Here is a 13,263-nt window from a genome sequence, read left to right on the forward strand (position 1 = left end):
ACGATTAAATCAGCTTAATGAATATTAAAAAGTCCTTTCTAATACTATGTTTAAGTGTATGCATAGGTCTTGGTTATGCTCAGCGTACAGTAACCAACTTCAATAACGATTGGCAGTTTAGTCTTGAGGATTATCCAACCTTTTCAAAAAGAAATATAGATGATTCCTCTTGGACAACTTTAAACGTGCCTCACGATTGGTCTTTTGAAAAAGGTGTGCGTAAAGGTGGTGATCAAGGTCAAGGTGGTGGCTATCACGATGGTGGTATTGGTTGGTATCGTAAACACTTCAACATTAAAAAAGAAAGTCTTTCAAATATTACCTACATCAATTTCGATGGTGTTTATATGAATAGCGATGTTTGGATCAACGGCAATCATATAGGCAAACGACCTTATGGCTACATCAGTTTTCGGTATGATATTTCCAAATATTTAAAAGAAGGCAATAACACTATTGCAGTTAGAGTAGATAACAGTTTAGAACCCTCAGCACGCTGGTACCATCCTTGTGGTATTTATGCGCAAGTAAAATTAATCGAAGTCAACTCAACACACTTCAAACCCAATAGTATTTTTATTAAAACACCGTCTATTCAAACGAATAAAGCGACTGTTACTATTGATGCAGAATTTAATGGTGAGATAAAAGGTTTGAACTATGTTGTGAAGCTATTTTCCTCAGATGGTGAATTGCTAAATAAAGGTCGTGTAAAATTACAATCCTCGAGAACAACTATTCAGTTGGAAGTTGAAAATCCGAAATTATGGAGTCCAGAAACACCAAATCTCTATAAGGCAGTTACCCAAATTATAGATGGTAAAAATATAATTGATGAAACCGAAAACACCTTTGGTTTTAAAACTGTAGAATGGAAAACCGAAACAGGTTTTTGGTTAAATGGTGAAAACGTAAAACTAAAAGGGGTTTGTGAACATTGGGAGGGCGGACCTGTTGGAGGTGCTTGGACAAAACCTATGTTACGTTGGAAATTACAATCACTAAAAGACATGGGCATCAATGCTATTCGTCCGTCGCATAATCCAACACCACCAATGTTTTATGATATCTGCGATGAAATTGGTTTATTGGTCATGGATGAAATTTTTGATGGTTGGCACAAAAAAGCACCACAAGATTACGGCAAACAAGCATTTGATGACTGGTGGCAACGCGATGTTAAAGAGTGGATTACCAGAGACCGAAATCATCCCAGTATTTTTGTTTGGAGTTTAGGGAATGAAACCCATAGCGATGTGGCACCAGAATTGGTGAAATTCGGAAAAAGTTTAGACCCAACACGACTGTTCACTTCAGGAGCAGGAAATCCAGAAGACATGGATATTCAAGGTGTTAATGGGGGTTCTGAAACGAAATCGTTTATAGAAAATAGACGTTTTGATAAGCCCTTTATTTCAACTGAAGCACCACACACGTGGCAAACTAGAGGCTATTACAGAACACAAACTTGGTGGCGCGATAACGAATTACCAGGTACGTATGAGTTGCCAAATCTAACCGAAAAAGAGATTTTCTTCTACGAAGGCATCAACCCTAAAAATTGGAGAAATAGAAAGCAAAGTTTCAATTCGTCTTATGATAATGCCACAGTAAGAGTTTCTGCTAGAAAATATTGGGAAGTGATGCGCGATAATCCTTGGCATAGTGGTCACTTTCGTTGGACAGGTTTCGATTATTATGGGGAAGCTGGTTTAGTTCATGGCGGTCTGCCTTTTAACTTATTTATGGGTGGTGCTTTGGATGTCTCAGGCTTTAAAAAAGATTTATTCTATTTCTATCAGAGTCAATGGACAGATGAACCAATGATTCACATGTTACCGCATTGGACGCATCCAAGAATGAAAAAAGGCATAGTGATTCCGGTTTGGGTCTATTCTAATGCCGATGAAGTAGAGTTGTTTTTGAACGGAAAATCACTTGGAAAAGATAAACCAGGAACGGTTTGGAACGAAATGCAATGCGAATGGATGGTGCCTTATGAAGAAGGGAAACTCGAAGCAATTGCTTATATCGACGGGAAAGAAGTAAAAAGAACATCCTTTTCTACTGGTGAACAACCATCAAAATTAAAAACAAGCATTCAAAAGTTAGATGCAGAGGATAGTTTCACGACAAGTTACATCATCACTTCAGAAAGTTTAGATAATGATTATAATCTTTATCCTTATGGAGAAAACAAAGTGTATTATCACATCAATGGTGATGTAAAGAAAATCTCAATGGAAAACGGAAATCCTATTGACCCAACAAGTAGAACAAAATCAGATTTTAGAGCTTTGTTTTTTGGTAAAACGAGATTGTTTTTAAGAGAGTTGCCAAATGCAAATCAGGCTTCAATAATTACAGGATCAATTTTAGGAGATAAAGCATTATATACTTCAAATACAATTGTTATTGATGCGAAACAAATTTCAATTTTAGGTAAAAATACATCTTCAGATTTAGAGATATTATATACCACAAACGGCGATAATCCTGAAACCAACGGCATAATTTACAAAGGAGTTTTCGAAATTTTGGATAATACAACCGTAAAAGCCATTGTAAAACAAAATGGTAAAGTGGTTTTAAAAATGAATGAAACTTTTGGTAAAAACGAAGGTCTATTTTGGGGGGACGAACACTCTAAAGATATGTGGATCGGTAGAGGTGTAAATATTTCTGCAGAAGAAGGTATACTTACTGGTGATGTCAAAGCAAGTTCGGATGCACGTCGTTATAAAGGTAGCGGATTTGTAAGATTTGATGGTGGTGAAGGGGCAATAACATGGTATCAAGAAAATGATGGAGAAGCAGGAGATTATAGTATTCGATTTAGATATATGCATAATAACGAAGGGGAATTGCATCCTATGAAATTGTATGTAAACGATGAGTTTATAAGGACGCTAGAGTTTAAAGAAACAGGAGGTTGGGAAAAAGAGTGGAAGTTCGTGCCTACAATAATCACATTAAAGGCTGGAGCAAATAATATTAAGTTAGAAACTACAGGTAAAAGCGGTCCTTTTATAGACGAGTTGTTTGTAGATTAAAATAAAAAAATAATGATTACAGGGATATTAATTATTTGTGGTTTAGTAATTTTTAATGCTTTATTAATGGTGTTCAGCTGCAATAAAGATTGATTTATAAAAAAGAAATGTGGGCATTTAGAAAGTATTATTTAGTGTTTTGGAGGGTGATAGTTTTACTACTACTCGTTAATTCATATAAATGTAAGTCTTCAGTAGAATCTGCAAATGAATCTAAATTTTTAAATTATCCAGCTCATGAGAATAAAAAAAAGCATTTAGAAAAAGGAGATAAAAAAGAAGTTTTGGGTTTGAATAATCTAATTAAAAGTGCAGATTCACTCTTAACTTGTAATATGTTTTCCGTAGTAAATAAAATAGGTGTACCACCAAGCAAAGACAAACACGACTATATGAGCATTGGGCCTTATTGGTGGCCAAATCCAGACACTGATGATGGTTTGCCATACATTAGAAAAGATGGAGAAATAAATCCTGAGACAAGAAATAATTATACCGATTTCGTTGAGAATGAAAATTTTATCAGAGCCATTAAAGACCTAAGTAATGCCTACTATTTAAGTAACAATTTGAACTATGGTAAAAGAGCCTTAGAATTAATCAACGTATGGTTCTTGAATCCAGAAACCAAGATGAATCCTCATTTAAATTACGGGCAATCCATCCCTGGGAAAAATGACGGACGATGTTTCGGTATTATTGAATTTGGAGGGATTACAGAGGTCGTGAAATTTTTGGAATTAGCTAAAGATAACAATGTCTTGGATAAGACAACTGAAGAAGGTATGTTTAACTGGTTAACGTTATATTCTAATTGGTTACAAAACAGCAAACTTGGAATAGAAGAATCCACCAGAAAGAATAATCATGGGACACATTATGATGTTCAATTACTAAGTATATTATTATATCTAAATAGAATAGACGAAGTAAAAACCCATTTGTCTACTATCACAAGAGCAAGAATTTTTAGTCAAATAGAACCCGATGGAAGTCAACCGAAAGAGCTTAAACGCACCAAATCATTTTCTTACTCGGTAATGAATTTACATGGATTTTTACAATTGGCACGTTTAGGGCAAAAAGTTGGAGTAAATCTTTGGGATGCAGAATCTGAAGATGGTAGAAGTATAAAGAAAGGCTATCAATACATGTTGCCTTATTTGACTAATGAAAAAAAGTGGGAGTACAAGCAAATTATTGATAAAAAACAATCTGAAGAAAAATTGATATCAGATTTGAAATCTGTTGATAAATGGTTTAATGATACATCTTTTGATGAAGTACTTCAGTTAATAAATGAAAAAAACAAGCTCGAAACTGGTTTTCAAAACCCACCACAAGAATCAAAACCACGAACTTGGTATCATATTAACAGCAGTAACGCCTCTAAGGAAGGCTTCACGAAAGATTTAAAAGCCATAAAAGACGCAGGTATTGGTGGCGTTTTAGTGTTTAATGTGTCTATGGGTTTGCCAGAAGGAGATGTAAAATACAATTCTCAAGAACATCGAGATATTTTAATACATGCCGCTAAAGAATGTGAAAAATTAGGCTTAAGTTTTGGAGTGCATAATTGTGACGGTTGGACGTCTAGTGGTGGTCCTTGGGTAACGCCAGAGCATGCGATGAAAGTCGTTGTAAATAGTCAAGTGATTAAAAAAGGAGGTAAAGCAATTAATATAAAATTGCCACAACCACCAGCAAGACATAACTACTATAAAGATATTGCTGTGGTAGCGTATCCAACTTTAGAAACCGAATTGATAGACGATACTGTAAATCCTATAATCACGTCTTCAGATAAAAGTTTTAATGTAGCCTTAGCCACCGACAAACAAACTAATACACACGCAAATTTAAAAGCAAAAACATGGGTGCAATACGATTATGGAAAAGCACACACCATCCGCTCAATGAATGTTTTTATCAATAAGCGTAAAGGACGATTGACTTTATTAAAATCGGACGATGGTATTAATTTTAAAGCAGCACACAAACCTAGAGAAGAACGCATCGGTAAAGACGAATGTTATTTCTATGAAAGTTTTAAGCTGGTTACAGCACGTTATTTTAGAATAGAAACCGAAATGGATGCAGGTATATACGAAATGCAACTTTCTGCAAGTCCTGTTTTAGGAAATATTATGGAGTATACGTCTTATAGAAAAAACAGACGCCCTATTGGAAATACTGCGGCAGAAACATTCATTAAAAAAGAAGATATTCTTATTTTAAGTGATAAAATGGATGCAAATGGTGTTTTAAAAACAACATTACCAGAAGGAAACTGGACTATTATGCGTTTTGGATTTACAGCCTCTGGAGCCACTAACGAACCGTCATCAGTTGAAGGAAAAGGTTTGGAAGTAGATAAATTCAGTAAAAAAGCATTAAAAGTCCATTACGATGCCTTTGTGGGCAAACTGTTAGAACAAGCGAAGTTAGATGCACCAAACGCCTTGCAATATGTAGAAATTGATAGTTATGAAGTAGGACCACAAAACTGGACTAACGATATGGAACAGTTATTTCAAGAACGATTTGGTTACGATTTTACACCTTTTTTATTAATGTATGCTGGTAAAAGCATAGAAAATAATGAAACTATTGAATCCGTTTTTTGGGATATGAAACAATTGGTAAGCGATTTAATGGTCACCAATTATTTCGATTATTTCACAGAATTATGTCATCAAGATGGTTTGATATCCTACATCGAACCTTATGGGTTTGTAGGCCCATTTAATAGTTTAGATGCAGGTAAAAGTGCTGATATTCCTATGGGCGAATTTTGGTTGGGAAAACCCAATAAACATAAACGAGCTGCAGTATCTTCAGGACATATTTACGGTAAAAACGTGATTTCAGCAGAAGCCTTTACGAGTACAAAATTAAATTGGAGTTTCCATCCAGGGTTAGCAAAACAAAAAGGAGATTACGAGTGGACTAATGGAATTAATGAATATATGTTTCATCGTTTTGCACACCAATCCAATACCCATGTAAAACCAGGAATGAGTATGAGTTTTGTAGGGTCTCATATTGATAGAACACAAACTTGGTGGGACAATGCAGGTCCAGAATGGTTCAATTATTTGGCAAGAGGTTCATATATGTTACGTCAAGGAAATCCTGTGTTAGATGTATTGGTTTTTGTGGGTGATAGAGCACCAAGTCATGTGATACATGCCAACCAAATGCGACCTAAACTTCCAGCGGCTTACAAATACGATTGTGTAAATTCTGATGTGATTGTAAATCGACTAACAGTAGAAAACGGAAAATTAAAATTACCTAATGGCATTACTTATAATGCTCTGTCTTTGCAGAGAAATGATATCATCAATTTAGAAACGCTAAGAGGCATACATAAACTGTCGCAACAAGGTGCATTAATTGTAGGTAAAAAACCAAAAAAACTAGGTGGTTATAACACTTCCAAAGAAATGAAAGCTGAATTTGACACACTTGTAAAAGAAATTTGGTCAAATAAAAAAACATACAGCTCTGGTGAATGGGAACAAATATTGAAAGAAAATGAAATTCAGAAAGATCTAATTGTTGAAGGACAACCAGACTTTAATTTCTACCATAGACGTACCCAAAACGAAGATATTTACTTTGTGTACAATCATAATTTAACAGAAAAGGAAGTACTAAACTGTAGCTTTTTAGTAGAAGGTAAAGTACCAGAATTATGGAATGCAAAAACGGGAGAGATTACCAAATTAGTGGAGTATACCACTAAAAACGGACGAACAAATATTGCTATTCCAATGCATCCTCAAGAATCGGTTTTTGTGGTTTTTAAACCAGCAAAAGCAAGTCAACCTAAAGTTACGTTTACGTCAGTTGATAAAAAATCAAAACCTACATTCAGTTTAGATGATGAAAATAATTTACAGGCCGAAGTTTATGCAAATGGAAACTACACTGCAAAAGTAAATGATGCAGAAGACTGGATTATGAATGTAAGTGATATTCCTAGTCAAGTTGAAATAAAAGGCAATTGGGAAATCAATTTTAGAGAACAAGATTTTTACGAAGCAACCATAAAAACAGATGAATTGTTTGATTGGACTACCCATGCTAAAGAGGAAATAAAACACTATTCAGGAACCGCAATTTATACAACAACATTCAACATAGAAAAAGAAATGTTGCAATCCGATAGACAATTTCAACTCAATTTAGGCGAGGTTAGTGTGATAGCAAAAGTATTGGTAAACGGAAAAGATGTTGGGGTAAGTTGGATAACGCCTCACGCTTTAAATATAACGACAGCTTTAAAAGCAGGAGAAAATACTTTAGAAATTCAAGTCACTAACCAATGGACGAATCGTTTAATTGGTGATGAAAAATTAACTAACCAAACGGAATATGATGTAAGAAGATCCAAAAAAGGTTTTGGCTCTGAAGATTATAGAGGCAAATACAAAAAAATGCCAGATTGGTATAGAAATAATCAACCACTTCCAGAAGGGCCTCGTAAAACATTTAGTGCGTATTCATTCCAAAAAGCAACTGATGATTTATTGCCTTCAGGTTTATTAGGACCTGTTACAATATCGACATCAAAAATTATAAAAAGAAAATAACGAATGAAAAAATTAGGCTTCATAGTTTTACTTTTTTCGTGTTTGTGTTGCAATCAACCTGCTCAAACAGAAGTGTATTCCACAGATTTAGAAGCAGGTTTCAAAAACCCACCAAACGAAGCAAAAGCAAGAACCTGGTGGCATTGGATAAGCGGAAATGTCTCAAAATCTGGAATTACAAAAGATTTGGAAGCGATGAAATCCGTTGGCATTCAAGAAGCACAATTGTTTAATGTGCATTTAGGATTTCCAAAAGGGCCTGTAAAATATTTAAGTGAAGAATGGCTAGACCTATTCAAATTTTCTGCAGAAGAGGCGAAGCGCTTAGATTTAGAATTGGCATTTCACAATAGTGCTGGTTGGTCTTCTTCTGGAGGACCTTGGGTAACCGAAGAAAATGCGATGCAAACGGTTGTTTTTAGTGAAGTTGAAGTAAATGGAAATCAAAATTACAAAGCGCAATTACCAAAACCAAAAACGAAATTTAAATACTATAAAGACATTGCAGTTTTGGCATTTCCAAAACCTAAAAAAGCTGTAAAAATTGATGGTCTAGATTATAAAATGCTTTCCGAACGTGTTCGAAATCATTTATTACCAGACACGAAAGACATTCCAAAAACGAGTACTATTCAAAAGGAAACTATTATTAATTTAACAGATAAAGTTTCTAATGACGGATTTTTAGATTGGAATGTGCCACAAGGCGAATGGATTGTGTTACGATTAGGGCACACACCAATAGGAACAACCAATAGACCAGCACCACCAGAAGCCAAAGGATTAGAGGTGGATAAAATGAGTAAAACAGCGGTAGACGCCTATTGGAAAGGTGGAGTACAACCCATAATTGATAAACTAGGTGATTTAATAGGAACTACTGTTAACAATTGTTTAATTGATAGTTATGAAGTAGAAACCACCAATTGGACTGTTGGTTTTGATACGCAATTTGAAGATTTAAGAGGTTATGACCTTACATCATATTTACCAACCTTAGCAGGTTATTATATTGAAAGTGGTGAAATCTCAGAACGTTTTCTTTGGGATTTTAGAAGAACCATTGGCGATTTAATAGCTGAGAATTACTATGCGCATTTTAGAGATTTATGTCATAAAAATAACATGAAGTTTTCGGTAGAACCGTATTGGGGACCTTTTGAAAATATGCAAGTAGGTGCTACTGGCGATATTGTGATGTGTGAGTTTTGGAGTGGCGGTTATCCGTTTTTTGATTCGCCTAAGTTTGTATCGTCCATAGCGCATTTAAATGGTAGTGCCATAGTTGGAGCAGAAGCGTTTACTGGTATTGGTGGTTGGGACAAACACCCAGCAAGCATAAAATCAATTGGAGACAGAGCTTGGTCAGAAGGCATTACACGCTTTATTTTTCATACCTATGTGCATCAACCATGGGATGTTGCGCCAGGTTTAGCCTTAAGTTATCACGGTTTTGATTTTAACCGTTTAAACACGTGGTGGTCGCAAAGCAAGCCCTATATGGATTATCTTGCACGTTCACAGTACCTACTGCAACAAGGTGAAAATGTAGCAGATGTTTTAGTTTTTACAGGAGAATCATCACCAAATATCGGATTTATAAAACCTGAAATTAAACAAATGGGTTTCGACTATGATTTGATTGGAGCCAATAAATTAAAAGACCTAACCGTTAAAAACGGAACGATTTACTCATCTGTAGGCAATACTTATAAAGTTTTAGTATTACCAAATTCGGATTTTATAAAACCAGAAACACTACAAAAAATAAACGAATTGGTTGATGGTGGCGCAACTGTGATTGGCAAACAACCATCGCAATCGCCAAGTTTAACCGATTATCCAAATAATGATGAAGTTGTTAAAAGTTATGTAGATGAATTATGGGGAAAAGGTTTGGTAAAAGAGAGTTCAATTGAAACTGTTTTAAGGAATCAAACACCAGATTTTAAGATAGAAAGTGATGACAAAACAGACCTGAGTTTTATTCATCGTAAAACTGATGATGTAGATATTTATTTTATCGCCAATGCTAGAAAAGAAGCAAGAGATATTGTAGCGCGTTTTAGAGTTTCAGGAAAACAACCCGAAATTTGGAATTCGGAAACAGGTGAAATAAAAGATGTCGTTGTATTTAAAGAAAATACAGATGAAACAACAACAATTCTTTTGCAATTAGCTATGGAAGAATCGATTTTTATGGTTTTTAAAAAGCCTATAAAAGCAAACCATTTAACATCGGTTAAAATGGAATTGGAACAACCAAAATCGGAACCGATTTCTAACTTAGAAATTGTAAAAGCAGAATACGGAACGTTTCTGCAAGAAGGTTTAATAGATATTACAGATAAAGTAAATAGTGCTGTAAAAGATGGGAAATTAGACTTTAAAATGTCTCGAGCGTTTTGCGATTGCGATCCTGCAATGGGCTATAAGAAAGAGTTTAGAATGGAATACCAAATAGGAGAATCTATTCATCAACTTTATGCAGAAGAACGCGAGCATATAGAAATTGATGCAGAAGGTAAAACTTTAAAAGTGTTAAAAGCGGTATTTGGAAAGTTTAAAGCGGAAACCAAAGGTATTCCTCAAAATTATAAAACCTATGAGGTTACAAATAAAATTAAGGAACTAGTTTCAAACAATACTTTTGATATTCTGATTTCTGATACATTGATAGATAATCAAATTCCGAAAGGTGATAAAACCGCGTTAAAAATTACCTACAAAACGGATGGTGATGAAAGAACGATGTTTATTCCTAAAGGACAAATTTTAAAGCTATCAAAAGACATATCAAAACCGAAGTTGGTTTATACTGATGACGTTATCAAATGGATAACACCAAATGCAGGTAAAATAATATATACTTATGCATCAGGTGAAACAAAAGGCGCTGAAGTAACATCAATACCAGAACCCATTGATTTATCAAATTCTTGGGAAGTAACATTTCCGTTACATTCAGAAGTGCCTGAAACAGTAAACTTTACTGAACTCATATCTTGGTCCGAACATCAGGACGAGAATATTCAACATTTTTCAGGTACCGCAACTTATAAAAATGAATTTGTGTTATCAGAAGATGTGCTTCAACCTGATAAGCGATTGGAATTAGATTTAGGAAGCGTCGCCGTAATTGCAGAGGTAATTATTAATGGTAAAAACGTTGCGACTTTATGGAAACCACCTTTCAGAATAGTTATTGATGATTTTGTAGTGAATGGTAAAAATACGTTAGAAGTAAAAGTGACTAACCTTTGGCCAAACCGATTAATTGGCGATGAAAAGTTGCCACTAGATTTTGAGCGCAAAGGCGATAGAATGAAAACATTACCTGATTGGTTATTACATAATACAGCGCGCCCATCAAATCGTTCTACATTTCCATCATGGAATCATTATCAAAAAGAAGATACGTTATTAACTTCAGGCATATTAGGTCCTGTGGAAATCAGAATTTTTAAAAAAATAAATCTAGAATTATAATGAAGAAATTATCAGTAATTACCATATGTATTTTCTTCTTCTTTTTGGGATGTAATACCAATAAAAAAGCGACGCCACAAACCGAAAAGAGTGATGCTTTGGTAGATTATTTCGCGGATAACGGTTTTGGTAATGCAGTCGCTATCGTACAACATCCAGCTGGAGTCTATCATAAAGGAGTAACATATATAGCTTATCAAGGACCGCTTGAAGACCCTTATGTGGCTTCATATAATCACGAAACTAAAGAATGGAAAGGGCCATTTAAAGCAGGAGTAAGCGTAATGGGTAAAGACCCAAATCGTAAAAAACAAATCGACAATCATGGTAAACCAGCATTGCTTATTGATGATGCTAATTATATACATATTGCTTTTGGTGGTCATGGTGGCACACCTGCAGATGGAGATAATCCTTTAGGCAATCACCACTATGGAAAAAATTTACATGCAGTTTCTAAAAAGCCTTTAGATATTTCTGCTTGGGAAACACTAGATAATGTGTCATTGTTTGGGACTTACAGTCAGTTTATAAAAATGGATAATGGCGATATGTATCTGTTTTATCGTCATGGTGCGCATAGAAGTGATTGGGTCTACCAGAAATCAACAGATAATGGTGTGACTTTTAGCGAGCCGGTTTCTTTTTTAAAACATAAACGCAGAACAGATATTGAAGCCGAAGATTCTTGGTATCCTTGGGTTAGTAGTGGCAATGGAGATGATATAATTGTAGCATTTGATTACCACATTTGTAGAGATAACAGAAATGCTCAAGACGCACGCGGGCATATACCAGAACGACATAATGTGTATTATATGGTTTTTGACACCAAAACAGGACAATGGAAAAATGTTAAAAACGAACCTTTAGAAATGCCTCTGACCAAGGAAATGGCTGATGAAAAAACATTAGTAAGGAATATACCTAATGATTGGACGTTTCAGGGCATAACTGATGTAGACCCAAATGGAAATCCGCATGTTGCTGTATTAGTTGGTCCAGATGTAAATGCAAGAAGAAGTGGTCCTAAACGCCTACAACATTTTAGATGGGATGGACAGCAATGGTTAAAAAGTAACCTTGCTAATCTTCCCAGAGGAAATGGAGATATAGAAGTACAATCATCCACAGCAATTAGCATCTATTTAGAAAGTGAAACCAATGATGATGTTGGTGAGATAAGTAGATGGGACAGTTTTAATGGTGGAGAAACGTTTAAAAAGACAACAGTTTTTTTACAACGTGACTATTCAGGATTTGTGATATCATCTTTAATTGATAATCCACATCCAGATGCTAGAATTATTGTAGGAGAAAAAAAAGAAGGAACAGACTTCAGGAAAATGTATTTGTTGGGAGATAGTGGTCCTATACAACGAAATAAGAAGGAAGCTAATCACACAAATTGAGAATAATTTAGTTGTGTATTAAATCACTAATTATACAATGTATATACTGAGAATAGTTGTTTGCATAGAACATAGTAAGTATATTTATTTTTTAACTTAAATAATTTTTAATGAAAAAAGCAATTTTTTTAACCTTTATCTTATTAAGTACAAGCCTTGGTTTTTCACAAACATTTACAGTAAATAACATTGAATACACAATTACAAGCAATTCCCCTGCAGAGGTAGAAACAACAGACTATACAGGCAGTGCCACTACGGTAAATATCCCTACCAGTGTGGATAATGGGGGTGTTACCTACAGTGTAACCAGTATTGGAGATTCTGCTTTTTATGATAATTCCTTAACCTCGGTAACAATCCCTGATAGTGTCACCAGTATTGGAATTGATGCTTTTTTTTTTAATTCCTTAACTTCGGTTACTATTGGTGCAGGAGTAACCAGTATTGCATCCGGTGCTTTTAGAATTAATTTCTTAACCTCAGTAACAATTCCCAATAGTGTTACCAGTATTGGAGATTCTGCTTTTGCTGATAATTCCTTAACCTCGGTAACAATTCCTGATAGTGTTACCAGTATTGGAGATAGTGTTTTTAGAAATAATTCCTTAACCTCGGTAACAATTCCTGATAGTGTTACCAGTATTGGAGAATCTGCTTTTGCTGATAATTCCTTAACCTCGGTAACAATTCCTGATAGTGTTACCA

At 34.9% G+C, this 13,263-nt stretch carries 5 protein-coding genes; all 5 read left to right on the forward strand.

What is annotated here, in order from left to right:
- Positions 1-17: 17 nt before the first annotated feature.
- On the forward strand, positions 18-3,053 hold the full coding sequence (locus ACFWU4_RS04335) for a sugar-binding domain-containing protein (RefSeq protein ID WP_411125225.1): 3,036 nt from the start codon (positions 18-20) through the stop codon (positions 3,051-3,053).
- An 89-nt stretch (positions 3,054-3,142) separates the two neighbouring features.
- On the forward strand, positions 3,143-7,654 hold the full coding sequence (locus ACFWU4_RS04340; protein ID WP_411125227.1) for a glycosyl hydrolase: 4,512 nt from the start codon (positions 3,143-3,145) through the stop codon (positions 7,652-7,654).
- Positions 7,655-7,657: 3 nt separating this feature from the next.
- Entirely contained in the window at positions 7,658-11,143 is a 3,486-nt protein-coding gene (locus tag ACFWU4_RS04345; RefSeq protein ID WP_411125229.1) for a glycosyl hydrolase, read from the forward strand.
- A complete protein-coding gene (locus ACFWU4_RS04350; protein WP_411125231.1) occupies positions 11,143-12,555 on the forward strand; it encodes a BNR-4 repeat-containing protein in 1,413 nt (470 codons plus the stop codon). The genes ACFWU4_RS04345 and ACFWU4_RS04350 overlap by 1 nt, the downstream gene beginning before the upstream one ends.
- Before the next feature lie 110 nt (positions 12,556-12,665).
- Positions 12,666-13,263, forward strand: a 598-nt coding sequence (locus ACFWU4_RS04355; RefSeq protein ID WP_411125233.1) for a leucine-rich repeat domain-containing protein, incomplete at its 3' end; no start/stop codon positions are given.

The organism is Winogradskyella sp. PE311, from assembly GCF_046545555.1.
Classification (GTDB): Bacteria; Bacteroidota; Bacteroidia; order Flavobacteriales; family Flavobacteriaceae; genus Winogradskyella.

Coding starts and splice junctions, on each gene's coding strand:
- ACFWU4_RS04335 (WP_411125225.1), top strand. CDS start 18: ATGAATATTAAAAAGTCCTTTCTAATACTATGTTTAAGTGTATGCATA.
- ACFWU4_RS04345 (WP_411125229.1), top strand. CDS start 7,658: ATGAAAAAATTAGGCTTCATAGTTTTACTTTTTTCGTGTTTGTGTTGC.
- ACFWU4_RS04350 (WP_411125231.1), top strand. CDS start 11,143: ATGAAGAAATTATCAGTAATTACCATATGTATTTTCTTCTTCTTTTTG.